Source organism: Paenibacillus sp., assembly GCF_031177825.1.
Taxonomy (GTDB): Bacteria; Bacillota; Bacilli; order Paenibacillales; family YIM-B00363; genus Paenibacillus_AE.
On sequence record NZ_JAPSKE010000004.1, the window covers coordinates 290,073 to 306,244 of the forward strand.

Genomic DNA, 16,172 nt, shown 5'->3' on the forward strand with positions numbered 1-16,172 from the left:
CGTTAGGGAAGCTCAGGATACAGGAACGCCATCGCTTCGTCGACCATGATGCCGAGCGAACGCGTGCCGCGCCCGTCTCCCCAAATCGGGGACCGAACTTCCGCGACCTTCCCTTCCTGGACCGCTTTCAGTTCGCTCCATAGCGGAAGCTGCGACAATTGCTCCGACAGCTGTTTCGCCCCGGGTTGGAACGAATAACTTTCAACGAAGATCGCGTCCGGGTTTTCCGCCAACAGCTTTTCCAGCGAATACGGAATCGCGCCTTCCCCGAATGGATCTTCGGAAGGATCGTTCACCTTCCATGGGTACGCCGCGATTTCCCGTAACACCGTGCCCCCGAGACCGCTGTCGGTCACGATCGCGAAATTCACGTCGCTGCCGTACATAATGAGCGCCTTCCGATCTTTCGGCGACTTGCGTTTCGCTTCTTCGAGCTTGGCGAGGAACGCGTCGGCGGACGCCTGCGCTTCTTTCGTCCGCCCGGTAACGCCGCCGACCGCCATAAGCAGCTCGACCGACTCGGAATAGCTGACGGGATTGACGAGCAGGACCGGGGCGATTCCGGATAAGCCCTCCCTTAGAGCGTCGTGCACGCCCTCCAATCCGATCACGAGATCCGGCTTCGCCGCGACGAGGTCCTCTACGTTCGGCTCGAAGAAGCTGCCGCCGATCGAAGCGAAGCTTCGTCCCTTCTCGCCGTAAAACTCCGGCTGCATGGCGATCGTCCGGACGCCGCTTTCCCCGATCGCGATCGGCTCCATGCCGAGCTCCGCAGTCAAATCGATGCAGAGCGAGACGACGCAGGCGATTCGCTCGACCGGCTTCGCGAACGTCAGCGCCTCTCCTGTATCGTCGACGATGGACAAGCTCCCGCGCGGCGGCTCGCTCTGTACGGCGACGCCGTTCCCGCAAGCGGAAAGAACAGCCGCCAGCACGGCGATGGTCACTCCGCTTAGAACCGTAAATCTCATCATGGATCTACCTCCGTATGTATGGATTCAAATTCGATTTCCGTCATTCGACGACGGCCCACGCGGGCAGCGGGTCGGACAACGCGCTCCAGTCGGGCAGCGCCATCTCTTCGTCCGTCAGCAGGCAGTCGTCCAATCCGGCTTCGATCGCTTCTCGAACCATGTCGATGCCGATGAGTACGAGCTCGGTCTGTCGGTCGCCGTGAACGTCGTCCCAAGTCTCGAACAGTTCCGGTTGTTCCGAGCGGAGCGCAATCTGTTCTTCCGTAGGCAAGGAGGCGATCCAATGTCCGGACGGACCGAACTGAATGGACGGTCCCGCTTGACTGATCATCCCGGCGATGCCGTTGCGGCTGGCGAGCCAGACGATTCCCTTGGCCCGGACGACGTCTTCAGGCCATTCTTCCAACCATTGCAGCAATCGCTCCGGATGGAACGGCCTGCGTCTTCGATAGACGATGGAGCCGATCCCGTACTCCTCCGTCTCCGGCGTATGCGCCGGTCGCTGAAGCTCCCGGATCCAACCTGCGGACCGACTGGCTTCTTCGAAGTCGAACAGGCCCGTGTTCAGGATCGCCGACGGCGAAATTCGGCCTTTGACGGCTCGGATGACGCGGGCGGCGGGCTGCAGCGTACGGAGTACCTTCTCCAGTTGATTCAGTTCCTCGTCTCCGACCAAATCGCACTTGTTCAAAATGAGCACGTCGCAAAATTCGATCTGATCGATCAACAAGTCTACGACCGATCGCGTGTCGTCTTCCCCCGCGGCTTGATTACGCTCCAATAAGCTGTCGCCCGAGGCGAAGTCGTGCCAGAATCGGTATGCGTCTACGACCGTTACCATGCAGTCGAGCTTGGCGAAGCGGGCTAGGTCGATGCCGGACTCTTCGTCCGCGTAGGAAAATGTCTGCGCGACCGGAACCGGCTCGCCGATCCCGGTCGATTCGATCAAAATATAATCGAACCTGCCTTCCGTCGCGAGACGCTCGACCTCCCGGAGCAGATCGTCCCGCAAGGTGCAGCAGATGCAGCCGTTCGACATCTCGACCAGCTTCTCTTCGGTTCGCGACAACTGCGTCTCCCGGCCGACGAGAGCCGCGTCGATATTGACCTCGCTCATGTCGTTGACGATGACCGCCACCTTCAACCCCTCGCGGTTGTTCAATACATGATTTAGCAGCGTCGTCTTGCCCGAGCCCAAATAACCGCTTAACACGGTGACGGGAATGCGTTGTTCCTTCGGATTCATGTCGGATACCCGACCTCCCTATTAGTAATCATTACGATTAATTACGAGGTCGATTGTAACGCGTTATACCTTTCGTGTAAATAGTAACATTAACGATTTACAGAATTGACCTCGCTATTTTAGCTGCGCCTCGAATCGTTGCTTCCACCAAGGCGAAACTCGTGTGGTGCGGCCAGTTGGGGAGGAGTTCCACGATTTTCGGGGTGCCATGCCCTAATGAATGCGGAGCAGCGCCCCAATGAATTGAGTCCTGATTGCTGTTCGCGGTGCGCAGCGCACCGCCGGCTTTTCGACTGCGCCCTTTAATTCATATACGAACAATGCGAAGATAATATCGACGAAAACCGAAACAGACGACCCCTCAGGATCGTCTGTTTCGAGCGGATTTTTATTTTTCGAAGCCGATGTAGTCGTATTGGATTTCAGGATTCCATGCCATATCGTTGCCGACGGCGCGGTAGCCGATCTCGATCGACGTCACGGCGCTTCGACCGGCCCAACCGCTGACGTCCGTCGCGATGCGATTCCAGCGATCCGCCTGCATCGCCTGCGTATGCATATGCGTCGTGCCGTCGGCGCCCGTTAAGACGACACGCGTCTCATACGTGGCGTTCGGAACGCCGCCGTACGAATCGATATGGTAAAAGAACGTATGCGCTTCGCTCATATCGATCGCCGTCTCCGGCGCAACCTTCGCCGTCTTCCATGAGGTCGCCGGGGCGACCGCGGATCTGGCGTTCAGCGCGTAGCTGCCGAGGATCGGCTTCGTCGGGCCGTTCGGGAACGTCTCCACGGTCCGGAGCCCGGCCAGATTGTCGACTGCCTCCCAGCCTTGCAAGCCGGTTTCGAAGTTGTGCAGCAGCTCGACGTTGCTCGGCACTTGGTCTTCCCCGTTCGGCTTCACTGCGCCGATCGTCTTCGTTACCGCCGTCTCCCGATATGTGAACGTCATCGTCACGTTCCCGCCGGCGGGCGGCGGCGCGTAGTCGACGACCGACACAAGGAACGTCTTCGATTCTCCGGGCAACACGCGGTTCACGTCCAAGGCCGATGTCGAGAAGGTCGCATGCTCGGACGTCACCGCGATTTCCCCCGACAGCTTCTTATCGTCGTAATTCGTAACGGTCACTTCGAGGTTCGAGCCGACCCCGAGCGGGTCTGCCAAGAGCCGCGCGGAGACGTCGAGGTTCGCGACGGATTCCCGCGTCTCGCCCTTCCGCTCGAACGACACGTCGTCGATGAGGAACGAGCCGTTCCAGTTCGTCGTCGCCGGCGAAGACATCCATACCTTGATTCGATCCACCGCGCCGATGCCGTCGAAGCCGCGGAAGTCGGCGGCGATCGATTGCCATTCGCCCGGGTTCGGCAAAGCTACGACCGCTTCCGCGCTCGTGGAACCGCTGTACACTTTCACCTTCGCGTAGTGCGTCCGATCCGGCAGCGTTCCCGGCACCTTAAGCGCCAGCTTAAGCACCGGCGTATTCGAGAGATCGACCGGCGACGACAGTTGCAAGTCGGCGCCGCGCCACATTTTGGACAGCGCGCTGAACGTTACCCGCAAGGCGGACGCCCCTTCGTACGCGTCGCCCGCCGCGCTGGATACGCCGTTGCTGTTGTCGGCGAACGTCCAGCCGTCGGTGCCGTTCTCGAATGTAGAGATCCGAACCGCCTTCGGGTCATGGCCTTGCGACGGGCCGTTCAACTCGGCCGGCGCGTACGCCGGGGCGACGCGGTCGTTCAGCTTCGCCGGATCGAAGCCCGGAATCGCGGCTTCCCACGAGTCGATGCCGATCACGTCGAGCGCGAAGCTCGTCGCCTCGAGCGACTTCGCCGTATCGATATCGCGGAACACGTGATAGGCCAATTTCTTCCGATCGGGCGTCGCCGTCTCGCCCGGCAAATTCGTCCAGAGGCCCAGATTCAGACCGCCTTCGAAGGCATGGTCGACGTGACGGTGCAGAATGAACGAATCGATGCCGTCAAGAAATTCGACGATGTAGTAGGCGTACGCGTAAGCGGCCGCTTGAATGTTCTGCGCCTGCTCGGAATTATCGAGGCTGTGAAAGCCCTGCTCCGACAAGATGATACGCCGCATCTCGCCTTCGTATAAGTACTCCGGCTGCCGCAGGTAATCCACAAGGACGGACAAGTTCTTGAACGTTATGCGCTGCGTATTGAAATCGAAAGTCGCCGTGGCGTCCTCCCAGAACTTCGGATTGAACAAGTTTTCCGGATACGGATGGAACGCCATGTTCCACGGAATGTCGCCGTTCGTCTTCAGGTGCTCGGTCAGCAGGTCGACGATGTTCTTGTTGTCGTACTTCCAGAGCGAATCCGAAGGCAGATTTTCGTCCCAGAAGTGATCCAGGGAGACGTATGCGCGCGCCTTGTCGTAATGGCTTCGGATGATCGTATCGGTCAGCCGCAGCGTACGCGCGTAGTCCTCTACGTATTCGTGAATGAGCTTCGGTCCCATGTTGTTCCAAACCTTGTTTTGGCCGATCTCGTTGCCGACGATATAGTTCACCGCGCGTCCGTACGCTTCGTCCTCGCGGGTATAACGCTCCGCCAAGAAGCTCGTGATCGCGCCGTAATACCCGATGCCCTCCGCCGTCTTCGTATTGACGGCGTAGACGGTGCCGCCCGGCTCCGAATCCGGATGGATCAGAATATGGTTCGGCGTATTCGGATCGAGATTCCGGTACATGATCAAGATGAGCGAAACGATATTGTCGTTGTCGGACAAGCTCTTGATTTGCAGATCGAGATTTTCGACGACGTTTTTCTTGAAGTAATACGTCTTGCCTTGGAATTCGTACGGAATCGTATTGGCCGGCTGACTATCGGTTAAGTACAGCATCTGATCGTAAGCGACGTTCAGGGCGGCGTGGCTGATGCCGAGCTCCTCGGCGTCGTCCGTATACTGCACCTGCAGCCCCTTCTTGCTCTTCGCCTCCGGGAACGGATACGTATTCTCGGCGAGTGTCTGCGGATTCGCGATGTACTGGGGCGCATCGACCCAGAGCGTCGCGTCGTCCGTCTCCAGCGCGACGGCGAATTTCGAGTACAGGCGGCTGCGGCTATCGTCCAGCAGCGGAAACGCGAAGGAGAAACTCGCCGCCGCCGGTTGTTCGCCCAGCTTCACGCGCTCCGACGCCGGATCGAACGGGTCCGAATAGGTAGGCAGCTCGTAGAGCGTTAGTCGAGCTTCTGGATCGATCTCGACCGAGGCGGACGTGATCGAACCCGCGACGACGACGCTGCCGTCTCCGCCGATGACCGGCCGCGCCAGCTCGCCGATCGTCTCCGGCGGCAACGGCGGCAAAATCTTGAACTCCGCTTCGTCCAATTGAATGACGCCCCCCTCTCCTTCCTCCAGCACCGGTTGGATGCGGAACGCCTGCAGCGTGCCGCTCCAGTTCAGCTTATCGGACAGATTGAAGTCGTACGCCTTCATCCCGGACGACGGATCCACATCGAACGTCTTCGACTTCTCGTCGTCCCAGACCGGATCCTCCTCGGTCGTCCACGACACCTTCAACCGTTCCGCGGGCGTTCCGTTCGCGAGCGTCAACGAGATCGCGTTGCGCTCCGCGATCGACAGCGCGAACGATCCCGACGTCAGGGCATCGCCCGCCCCGGCGACCGTCCACTGCAGCGCCCCCGCGTCGACCGCCACCGCGCCTTGCGCCGCCGTGAACCCTTCGGGATCGCCCGGCTTCGAGAATCGCATATCGAGCACGTTCGTCGCCGAGATCTGGTCGATCTGGAACCGGCCGTCCCAATAATCGTATCCGGGCGCTCCCGGCGGCACTCCTTCGAGATCGAAGTTTTGCATGAACGAAATTTCCATCTTGGAGATCGCTCCGCGGCCCGACCAATTCGAGACGTCCACGAATACCGTTCTCCAGCTGTCCGGCTTAATATGAGCGATCGACTCGTTCACGCCGTCCGCGCCGTGAAGCCGGATGCGCAGCACGTATTCTACCGGCTGCCAGCCCCAGCTGTTGGCCGCGAATGCCAAGTATCGGGAGTCGGACAGGTCGAGCGGCGTCGCGAAGTCGCGGTAAATCGTGCGCCACGCGTACACCTTCACTCGCTCCGGCTGCTGCTCGAGCGCGCCGGCCCCTTCGTAGACGCTGCCGGGACCGTTCAAGATACCTGTCACGAAGTTCACGCTCTTCGTATTTTCGCCGGCGGACCAGGTCGCCACGTCGGCGGCCGTATTGAAGTCGTTAATGATTTTCGCGGGATACACCGCCGTGCCGTTCGACACGTTCGGAGAGGGCGTAAGCCCCGGATCGTAGGGCGCCGCGACGGCGAAGGACGCTAAGAAGGCATGGCAAACCAACAGCCAGGCGATACACCCGGCCGTCCACTTTGCAGTTCGGTTCATCAATTACGAATCCTCCCTTGGGTTCATCTACATTTTCAAAGCGCCTTGGGTCATCCCTTGGATGTAATATTTCATGCCGAAGGCGAAAATGAGCACCAACGGCACCGACGACAACGCGTAAGCCGCGAACTGCACCCCCATATTCGTAATGCCGAATTGATTTTCGAATACGGTCAGCCCGACGCCGATCACTTGGATGCTGCTGTCTCGAATCGTTAGCAGCGGCCAAATGTAGTCGTTATAGACGCCGACCGATTGCATGATGAACAACGTAGCCAAGATCGGCACCGACAACGGCAGGACGATTCTCGTAAACACGGTGACTTCATGCGCCCCGTCGATTCTCGCCGCTTCGAACAGCTCGTTCGGCACGCCGGACATGAAGCTTCGGCACAGGAACGTTCCGAAAATTTGCCCGCCTGCGGCGGCCGCGACGATGATGACCCACGGCGTGTTCGTTAAGCCGAGGCTGTTGTACAGCACGTAGGACGGAATTAACGTGAGCACGCCGGGAATCATCATCATGGCGAGCATCATTATGAACAACGTCTCCTTGCCGGGGAACGTCTTCTTGGCGAAGATGTACCCCGACACGGAGGAGAGCAAACAGACGAGCGTACTGCCCGCGACCGCGTAGACGACCGTGTTGACGACGTAACGCCAGATCGCTCCGAACGCTTCGCCGTAGTTGCCCCATTGCGGCGGCGCGGGCAGCGCCCAGAAGTTGCCCAAGATTTGCGCGTTGCTCTTCAGCGAGCTGAACAGCATGAAGAAAATCGGAACGAGCGTTAAGAAAACTAACAACGACAAGATCGTATAGGATGCGATCTGCGCCGCGGACAGGTCGGAAGACCGGCTCCGCTGAACGATCGTCGACAGCTTGGCGGTTTTCACGGAATGCATGAGCGGTCTCCTCCCTTAATCGTTCGCGGTTTTGATCAGCTTCATATTGACGATCGTGATCGCCAGAATGACGGCGAACATGGCGACGCCGAGCGCGGACGCGTACCCGAGATCGTTGAAGATCGTCGCGGCGTAATACATCTGAAGCGCCGGGACGTACGTCGAATCCATCGGTCCGCCGCCGGTGACGATCAAGATGCCGCCGAAATCTTGAATGATGCCGATCAGCGCCAGAATGACGAGCAGCTTGAATTGCCCGGACAAGAGCGGCAGATGGATCGAGCGGATGATGCGCCAGAGGCTGGCGCCGTCGATCTTCGCGGACTCTACGAGCTCCTCCGGAATCGCTAGCAGTCCCGCGTAAAACACGAGCAGCTGGAGGATGCCGATGAACGGGAAGCCGATGAAGATGACCGCCCAGAGCGCCGTGTTCGGGTCGCCCAACCATGCGTGTCCCGGCAGGCCGACCGCCTCCAACACGTTGTTGATGAGGCCGACGTTAGGGTCGTACAGGTTTTGCCAGATCAGCAGTCCGGCGACCGCCGGTATGACCATGGACGCGACGAACGCGGTGCGGTACCAGTACTGGGCCTTCTTGCTGCGCAGATGATAGATGAGCTCCGCCGCGATCAAGGGAGGCAGCAGCGACTTGACGATGCCCGTGACGATCAAGAGCGCCAGGTTGCCGAGCCCCTTCGTGACGTACGGATCGTTCGCCATACGCTCGAAGTTGTCGAGACCGACGAATACCGTCCGGCCGCCCGGATTCCAGTCGTACAAGGAGTGGAACAATCCGGAAAACGCCGGATAATACAAGAAGGCGAACACAAGCGCGAAGCTCGGCGCAAGCGCGAGATAGATATACTTGGAACGCCACATCTCGACGAAAACGCCGAGCTTCTGCCGACGCTTCATCCACAGCAGCCCGAAGGCGACGATCGCAGCGCCGGCCGCGGCGGCCGCGATCCACGAGAACAGCCGGATCGTCGCGCCGCTCTTCGCCGAGGCGACGATCTCCCCGACGTCGTAAGCGAACAGCGCGCCGTTGCCCGTCCCCGCGTACAGCATCGTCGCGTCCGAATTGAACTTCACTTGCCGGCCCGCGCCGTCGACCCGAGCCGTCCAGAGCGGTTTCCCGTCGGCCGCGAAGACGTAGAAGTTGCCCAAGAAGTCCGAAGCCGCGACATATCCGCCGTCCGCCGACACGTCCACGTCCGTGACGACGTCCTTCACGGAATAGACCGTCGTCTGATTCCCCTCCCCGTCGAAGGCGACGGCCTCGCTCCGGGACGTGCCGACGACGACGGCGCCGTCGTTCGAAACGCCGATCGCTTCGATCGTCCCGGATACCCCGACCTTGCGCAATAACGCGCCTTCCGCGTCCAGCACATACGCGTACTGGTCCGGCGCGCCGACCGCCACGAACCGCCCGTCCGGCGACACCTGCACATGCGACGGCGTAATGCCGATGTCCGCCTCGCGAACCGTCTCGCCCGAGGCGACGTCGAAGAACGCCACCGTCGATCGCCCTTGCGCGATATAGACGGCGACCGCGCCGTCCTTCGACGCGGCGACGCTCTTCACCTGCCGCTTCACGTCCAGCTCCCAGATCGGGTTACCCTCTGCGTCAACCTTGTAGAGACGCCGGTCGTCGGACGAGACGAGCAAGCTGCCGTCCGTCAAGAACGCCACGCCGGTCACGACGTTGCGCGTCTCGAACGCGAACTGCTCGGCGCCGTCGGCTTGGAAGGAATACGCTTTCGCGCCGTAGCTGCCGACCGCGATTCTCGTTCCGTCCTCGGATAACGACAAAGATGTAATATTCTCCGGTTCCGCCAGCGACCACCCCCCGTTCCCGTGCGCCGCTCCCGTAAACAAGAACGAAGCGCAGATCGCGAGGCAGCCCGCCAACGCTGCGATTTTGCCGCGTACCGACATCTCTACTCCCCCTCAGCGAGTTCTCTAGGCAACGAACCGCGCGGCTAGATCGGCGCGCACGGTTCGTCTCCGTCTGTTCTTTGGTTCTAGCTGCGCTCCGGCGGCCTGCGTTCCGGATGCTCCAGATCGCTCCGCTCGAGCTTCTTCTCCTTCAGCGCCGGCTCCAAATATTTGTCGACGATGCCTTGATATTCGTTCAAGTATTGCTCGGTCGTCACTTGGCCGCCGAAATACCGCTGCACGAGACCGACCCAGTCCTGCACCGACGGCTGGTGATCCCACACGCCGCGAGCCAAGGAGTTCGACGCGCTCGGGAACCCTTCCGTGTTGCCGATCGGCTCGAAGTTGGCGAACGCCGCCGCCATTTCGTCCGGCAGCACGATGTCCTTCAGCGCCGGGGAGCCCGAGAGCGCCGCGTCGTCGCTGTTTTGGATCGCGGTCAAGTACACCTTATACCCTTCCGGGCTCGTCAGGTACATCATGAAATCCATGTCCAGTTCCGTCTGCTTCGCATCCTTCGCGACGAAGCTGTAGAAGCCGATCGGAATGTGGATCGTCCGCGCGGGCGCCATAACCTCGGGACCTTCCATGGACGGCATGTTGAAGAATCCGTACTCGAACGGCTTCACGCCGCCTTGCGCGCCGGTCTTCTCTTCGCTCGCGAAGTCCTTCGGCAGCTGCCAGAACGAACCCGGCGTGCTCATCATCGTCGCCGCCTTGCCGGTCAGGAACAAGCTGTAAGCCTGCTCGGCGTTGACGCCGAAAAATCCGTCCGGCGTATACTGGAACAATGCCTTTAAGTTTTCCATGAACGCCGACCACTTCGGATTGTCCGCCACCTTGAACGGACCTTCCTTGTCCTGAATCGCTTTCCATACGCGAAGATCGTTCTTCGTGACCTTGCTGTTGGAATCGTTATACGGATCGTTCGGATCGAACGTCCAGCTGTCGTCCACTTCCGGCAGATAGGTGTAATCGTCAGGCTGCGAGCGGACGATGTTGATCGAATCCCGCATGTACTGGTCCGCATAGATTCGAACGAGCCAGCCGGCTTCGCCGCTCCACATCGAATTGGAGTTGCCGGCGAGCGCGAGCGGCGTGTACCCCGCCGCCTTAATTTTCTCGAACGCCGCGATCAGCTCGTTGAACGTCTTCGGCGCTTCGGATATGCCCACCGCGTTAAAGATTTCTTTGTTGTACAGCCACACGATCTGGACGGACTCGAAGTTCAACATGTAGAGATGATCGTCCGCGCCGATCCCGGAATAATTGATGCCCATCGCGTCTAAATCCAGACTCTCTTTCCACTTCTTGCCCGTATACGGATTATCCTTCTCGAAGAACGGGTACATGTCGACGAATTTCTGGCTCTCGTGAAGAGAGGCGACTTCGTTGGAGACGACGAAGTCGACGTCCGGCGTGCCGGCCGCGAATTGCGCCGTCAGCCATTCCCGATAGCCCTCTAGCGGTTTATTGTCGACGACGACGTTCACCTTCGGGTGCTTCGCCATATAGCCTTGCGCGACGGCGTTCCAGACGGCCGCGGACGCGTTCGGAAGCGAGATGCGAATCGTCCCTTCCAATTCCGGAGCCGACGCGTCCGGCGCCGGCGTCTCCGTCGTCGGCTTCGGCTCGGTTTGTTGCGCGGGCTGCTCCGCAGGCGGTTCCTCGGCTGCGTCCCCGCCGGATTTCGTGCAGGCCGCGAGGAGCGAGCCAGACAACATCAGGGTCAGAAGCAACGAGATTGATTTCTTTAGCCGCATGTAACGACCTCTCCTTTTCAACGATAGGATCCATCCGAGAATGAATGCTCATCAAAGCGCTTACATAATGCCGCCGAAAATTTCGTACACCTCCGTTTCCACTCGAGGATATAAAACGTATACTTATTAATTTCATTATATACACAAAGTAAATGATTATCAATAAGTATATTCTAATTTTAATCAGAATACTTTGTTGATTGGTGTCGAAAAAAATAACGCCTTACGGCGTCAGGATGTTCATGCGTATGCATCTAGCTCCGTCGTGCTGTCGCGCACGATCAGCCTCGGGACGATCTCTTCCTTCAGCAGCCGCCCCTCCTCGTGCTGCTTCCATTCGAAAATGAGCATCTCCGCGGCTCTGCGTCCGACGGACAGCGTATTTTGATTGATCGTCGTCAAACTCGGCTCCAAATAAGCGCTGATCAACGTATCGTCGTATCCGATCACGCTGATGTCCTCGGGAATGCGAAGTCCGCCGTCCTTGATCGCCTGCAGCGCGCCGAACGCCTTGAAGTCGCTCGTCACGAACATCGCCGTCGGCGGCTCCGGCAGCGAGAGCAGCTTCCTCGCTCCTGCGTAGCCCATTTCCGCCGATTCCTCGTCCATCTCGATGACGGAGACGAGATCCGGGTCGAAGTCGACGTTATATTGCGACAGCGCCAGCCGATAGCCCTGCAGCCGCAGCGAAAACTCCTGATTCATCTCGAGCGCCGACTTCCCCGTCAGCACGATGCCGATGCGGCGATGACCGAGAGACAGCAGATGCTGCGTCGCCAAGAAGCCGCCCGTCAAGTTATCGACGATGACGTACGGAATTTGGAGCTGCGGGTAATAGAAATGGACGGTGACGAGCTTGCGCACCTCTTCCTTCCAGCGGCGCAGCAAATCCGGATTCGTGTTCGCGTTCGGCAGCAGAACGAAGCCCGTCTTCTCGTCTTTCGCGGGAAGCGCGTTCTTACTGCCGACGTCCAAGAGATGAAACCGGATGCCGTGTTCCTCGCACACCTCTTGGATGCCGGCGGCGAGATCCCCGTAGAATCGATGGCTGAACGTCCCGAGCGGAATCGAGGAATGCGCGAGATAGATGCGCTCAAGCGCGATCGTCTTGTCCTTCGGCTTCCCGTCCGATTCCAGGCGAATGAACGTGCCCCTTCCGCGCACGCGATAAATATATCCTTCGTTCGCAAGCTCCGTCAGCGCCCGGCGCGTCGTAATTTCGCTGGTATTGTATAATTTTGCGAATTCGACCTGCGTCGGCAGCGGTTCGTTCAGATCGAACGCCCCCGCCGTGATCTTTCGCTTCAAATCGTCGACGATCGTTTGATACATCGGGGTTTTCTCAAGTTTCAATGATAGCACGCTCCGCTCCTTGTCATGACTTAAGTATACTTTATGTGTTTATCCCATTTCAAGGCGCATTCGGAAAAAGGACCGGCCTCCCGTCGCAGACGAAAGGCCGGTCATCGTTCTATAGGATCATGCGTATACGATCTCGACGCCGTCCGGGGCTTCGACCTTCGTCTCCACCGCGCCGTCCGCGCGCCGCCGGTGGGCGACGCGCACGGGACCGAACGGCGTCGGGAAGCTGCCTTCCGCCCATTCCAAATCCCCCAGCTGCGGCCGAATCGCAAGCTTGCGGCAGCCATGCTCGGCGATGCGGACGCCGAGCACGTACTCGGACAGCCAGGCCGTCGGGCCGGACGCCCAGCCGTGGCATAGGCTGTGCCGATAGCCTTCATAACAGTAATCTCCATACGTTCCATGGACATCGACCTTCCCGGGCGACGGCAGCTCGTCGATGCGCGAACCGTTTTCCATCCAAGACAGGTCGAAATCTTCCCAGAACGTCGTCGCCCCGAGCTCCAGCATGCCGCCCCAATATCGTCGGATGACGTCGAGCGCTCCCGCGATATCGCCCGCTTCGCCCCGCGCCTTCAGCACGTAGTACCCAAGGAACGTCGAGATGCCTCGGGGGCCGTCTACCGCCAGGACCCGCTCGTTCGCTTCGACGGGATCGACCAGCCCGGAGAGCGCCATCAGAGCGGCCGCCTGCTTGCTGCCGCCGTGCTCCGGTACGCGCCGGCGCAGCGTTCGCTCCGCCTGCCGGCAATCGCGCTCCGCCTCCGGCGCCCCCAACAAGCCGCACAGCTCCGCGCCGGCCTGCAGCGCCAAGACGAACAGCGCATGGACGCCCGCTTCCACGCCCGCTCGGTTGGGGGACGTCGGCCAATCCAGGAACGGGCTCGGCGCGTCGTGCGTGCCGTCTTCCCGCACATGGCCGATGAGCGCCGCCAATAAGCCGAGCAGGTACGGCTTCTGCTCCATCAAATAATTCAGGTCGCCGGATTGACGGTACCAATCGCGGTGAATCAGGATCCACCACATCGAATAACTGGGGAATCCGTTCATCCACCCGGGCAGCGGGGTTTCGTCGCGGCTGAAGTCCAGGCTGCGCGGCACGACCTCGGGATTGCCGAACACCGCTTGGATCGTCGACGCCTCCGGATGCATATCTCCGACCCATACCAAGCGGTCCCGCTTCACGCCGTCCCATAAATATTCCTGCATATTCAAGTGCACGGTGTACGCCCCAACCTCCCAGATTCGCGTCAGCAGCGCGTCGCTGCAGCGGAAGCTCCCCGGCTGCTCGAGCTCCCGAATCAACAGGAACGCCCGCACGCTCTTGATCCGCACGCTCTCGTCGGGGTCCGCCAGATCGATCCGCACGAAGCGGAAGCCGGTATTGCCGATTTCCGTCGTGCCGAGGAAGCTCGACACTTCGACGACGGAATCGCGGACCGCATGATCGTTCGTCGCGGTGGAGGACGGGCCGCGCTCGCTCATCGCTTCCGCCGCCGATTCGCCGAACCGCACGCGCAGTTTCGTCGTCTTCGCGCCGGTGCCGGCCGTCCAGAGCGTAATCTGCACGCCGCCCTGCAGCTCCGTGCCGAAATCGAGCAGCAGACCGGCCTGCCCGCCCCGGTTGCTCAGGATGCAGGCTTCGCCGCCGCCGAGCGTCGCCTGTCCGTCGCGGTTCCGAAGCAGCGCTTCGGCCGCTAGAACCTCGACCCCTTCGCCCTCCGCTTCCCACAAGACGCGGGTCGGCGTAACGTAATACCGCGTTCTGGGATCTTTCGTCTTCGCGATGCGTTCCAACATGACTGTACCTCCCGTTTCGATTTACATGACGAGCGCGCCGCCGTCGACGGCGAGCGCCGCGCCGGTCACCCACTCGCTGTCCCCGGAGGCGAGAAAGACGACCGCCTTCCCGATATCCTCCGGGCTTCCGATTCTGCCCGCGGGCACTCCGCCGCTCTTCGCCCTCGGCGGCGGGACGCCGTTCGCGAACTGGTGGCGGTTCATGTCCGTCGGGACGCCGCCGCACAAAATGGCGTTCGTTCGAATGCCGTAAGGGCCGAGCGCGACCGCCATGGACGACGTCAGCGAATTCAAACCGCCCTTGCTCGCCGCATAGTGCACTTGCTCCGGACCGCCGCGGAAAGCGGTTACCGTGCTGATGTGAATGATGGAGCCGCCGCCCTGACGCCGCATATGGCGACCGGCCGCCTGGGAGCAGAAGAACGCGCCGGCGAGATTGACGTCGATCGTCCGCCGCCACGTCGCCTCGTCGATCGCGAAGAAATCGGAGAAGGGACAGATCCCGGCGTTATTCACCAGGATGTCGATCCTCCCGAACGCTTCCGCCACCGCGTCCATCATGCCGTCGACCTCGCCCTTCTTCGAGACGTCGGCCCGGAACGCCCGCGCCGGAACGCCCGCCCCGCGCAGTCGTTCGACGACGGCGTTCGCCTCTTGCTCTTGATCCGTATAATTGACCGCGACGGCCGCCCCCGCCGCGGCCAGCTCTTCGCAGATGCCGGCGCCGATGCCTCGGCTTCCTCCGGTAACGACGGCGACCTTGCCCTCAAGCTTCATCTGGTCCGCCCCCTCGCTCGCTTACGTCTGTAGCAATATTTTCCCCGGCGGACAACGTCCGGAGACGAGCTCCCGGAAAGCTTCCGCCCCGGCCGACAACGGCCGAAGCTCGGTCCACTCGCGCTCGCTGACGTTCGAGTCGGCCAGCAGCTGGAGCGCGTCTCGGAAATCCGCATCCGCGTAACCGAACGAACCCTTCGCGTCCACTTCGGAGCGGGCCCTCACGCGATAATCCCGTCCGGATAGCGATCTAAGATTCGCTTGTCGTGGCCGGGGAGCAGCACGTCCCCTTCCCGCTTCAAACGCCGAAGCGCCTCGACCGACTCGTACAAGCTGACGCCGAGGCCGACCGGATGCTCCGTCTCCAGGTTGTCGTACAAATACGCGACGTCTCCGGTCAAGACGACGGCACCCTTCGCGGTTCGAATCTTCACGGCTTGCGAGCAGCGCGTATGCCCTCCGGTCCAGAGGACGTCGATGCCCGGCGCGATCGTCTCCTCGTCCGCCGCCAGCCGGAGCTGCGCTTTCATCCGCGTCGCCATATGCGCGAGCACGTCCTTCGGGAAGACGTCGAACACGGGATGGGTCGGAGACAAGGCCGCCTCCCACCCCTTTCGATTGACGACGATGTCGGCGTTCTCGAACAGCTGTACGTTCGCGATATGATCGTAATGCAGATGCGTCAGGATCACGAGGTCGATGTCTCCCGGCCGCAATCCGTGCTTGCGAAGCTGCGACAGCGTATCCTCGCCGTCGCCGACGGGGAAGCCCGCTTCGCTCTTGCGAGCGCTCTCCGTCAGCCGCCCCGGGTAGTCGCCGCCCATGCCGGTATCGACGAGCGCGTTCCGTCCGCCGCCTTGCACGAGCCAGAAGTAGCAGTTGACGTCCACCGTGCGGCCGAAGCCCTTCATGTAGAGGAAGACCGGCTCGGGCGCCGTATGGGTGGCCGTCCGCAAGCATCTCACGCGGTACTCGGGCGTCTTCGCCGCGTCGTTGTTCATCGTTCGCGCCCC

11 protein-coding genes are annotated in these 16,172 nt (G+C 60.7%); all 11 read right to left on the minus strand.

The features are described from left to right. Positions 1 to 2: 2 nt before the first annotated feature. Positions 3 to 974 (minus strand): ABC transporter substrate-binding protein, encoded by a 972-nt coding sequence (locus tag RIN49_RS07055; RefSeq protein WP_309119452.1) that lies wholly within the window; start codon positions 972 to 974, stop codon positions 3 to 5. Between the two features lie 40 nt (positions 975 to 1,014). Next, positions 1,015 to 2,220 (minus strand): GTP-binding protein, encoded by a 1,206-nt coding sequence (locus RIN49_RS07060; protein WP_309119453.1) that lies wholly within the window; start codon positions 2,218 to 2,220, stop codon positions 1,015 to 1,017. A gap of 388 nt (positions 2,221 to 2,608) precedes the next feature. After that, positions 2,609 to 6,616, minus strand: a complete 4,008-nt coding sequence (locus RIN49_RS07065; protein WP_309119454.1) for a DUF5722 domain-containing protein — start codon at positions 6,614 to 6,616, stop codon at positions 2,609 to 2,611. Positions 6,617 to 6,643: 27 nt separating this feature from the next. Then, positions 6,644 to 7,519 carry a carbohydrate ABC transporter permease gene (locus RIN49_RS07070; RefSeq protein ID WP_309119455.1) on the minus strand — a complete coding sequence of 292 codons (876 nt, stop codon included), beginning with the start codon at positions 7,517 to 7,519 and terminating at the stop codon, positions 6,644 to 6,646. A gap of 15 nt (positions 7,520 to 7,534) precedes the next feature. Then, a complete protein-coding gene (locus RIN49_RS07075; protein WP_309119456.1) occupies positions 7,535 to 9,457 on the minus strand; it encodes an ABC transporter permease subunit in 1,923 nt (640 codons plus the stop codon). Positions 9,458 to 9,543: 86 nt separating this feature from the next. After that, complete coding sequence (locus RIN49_RS07080) at positions 9,544 to 11,220, minus strand: ABC transporter substrate-binding protein (RefSeq protein WP_309119457.1); 1,677 nt, start codon at positions 11,218 to 11,220, stop codon at positions 9,544 to 9,546. 240 nt (positions 11,221 to 11,460) lie between these two features. Beyond that, the gene (locus RIN49_RS07085) at positions 11,461 to 12,582 is read right to left on the minus strand and encodes a substrate-binding domain-containing protein (RefSeq protein ID WP_309119458.1); all 1,122 of its coding nucleotides are present in this window, start codon (positions 12,580 to 12,582) and stop codon (positions 11,461 to 11,463) included. 117 nt (positions 12,583 to 12,699) lie between these two features. Continuing rightward, complete coding sequence (locus RIN49_RS07090; protein ID WP_309119459.1) at positions 12,700 to 14,382, minus strand: alpha-L-rhamnosidase-related protein; 1,683 nt, start codon at positions 14,380 to 14,382, stop codon at positions 12,700 to 12,702. Positions 14,383 to 14,403: 21 nt separating this feature from the next. Continuing rightward, entirely contained in the window at positions 14,404 to 15,159 is a 756-nt protein-coding gene (locus RIN49_RS07095) for an SDR family NAD(P)-dependent oxidoreductase (protein ID WP_309119460.1), read from the minus strand. Between the two features lie 21 nt (positions 15,160 to 15,180). Beyond that, complete coding sequence (locus RIN49_RS07100) at positions 15,181 to 15,384, minus strand: hypothetical protein (protein ID WP_309119461.1); 204 nt, start codon at positions 15,382 to 15,384, stop codon at positions 15,181 to 15,183. Continuing rightward, complete coding sequence (locus RIN49_RS07105; protein ID WP_309119462.1) at positions 15,381 to 16,160, minus strand: N-acyl homoserine lactonase family protein; 780 nt, start codon at positions 16,158 to 16,160, stop codon at positions 15,381 to 15,383. Before RIN49_RS07105 ends, RIN49_RS07100 begins: the two co-directional genes overlap by 4 nt. Between the last annotated feature and the right edge of the window lie 12 nt (positions 16,161 to 16,172).

Excerpts from the sequence above, each read along its gene's own strand:
- RIN49_RS07055 (WP_309119452.1), bottom strand. The coding sequence starts at position 974 with ATGATGAGATTTACGGTTCTAAGCGGAGTGACCATCGCCGTGCTGGCG.
- RIN49_RS07070 (WP_309119455.1), bottom strand. The coding sequence starts at position 7,519 with ATGCATTCCGTGAAAACCGCCAAGCTGTCGACGATCGTTCAGCGGAGC.
- RIN49_RS07060 (WP_309119453.1), bottom strand. The coding sequence starts at position 2,220 with ATGAATCCGAAGGAACAACGCATTCCCGTCACCGTGTTAAGCGGTTAT.
- RIN49_RS07065 (WP_309119454.1), bottom strand. The coding sequence starts at position 6,616 with ATGAACCGAACTGCAAAGTGGACGGCCGGGTGTATCGCCTGGCTGTTG.
- RIN49_RS07075 (WP_309119456.1), bottom strand. The coding sequence starts at position 9,457 with ATGTCGGTACGCGGCAAAATCGCAGCGTTGGCGGGCTGCCTCGCGATC.
- RIN49_RS07095 (WP_309119460.1), bottom strand. The coding sequence starts at position 15,159 with ATGAAGCTTGAGGGCAAGGTCGCCGTCGTTACCGGAGGAAGCCGAGGC.
- RIN49_RS07105 (WP_309119462.1), bottom strand. The coding sequence starts at position 16,160 with ATGAACAACGACGCGGCGAAGACGCCCGAGTACCGCGTGAGATGCTTG.
- RIN49_RS07090 (WP_309119459.1), bottom strand. The coding sequence starts at position 14,382 with ATGTTGGAACGCATCGCGAAGACGAAAGATCCCAGAACGCGGTATTAC.
- RIN49_RS07080 (WP_309119457.1), bottom strand. The coding sequence starts at position 11,220 with ATGCGGCTAAAGAAATCAATCTCGTTGCTTCTGACCCTGATGTTGTCT.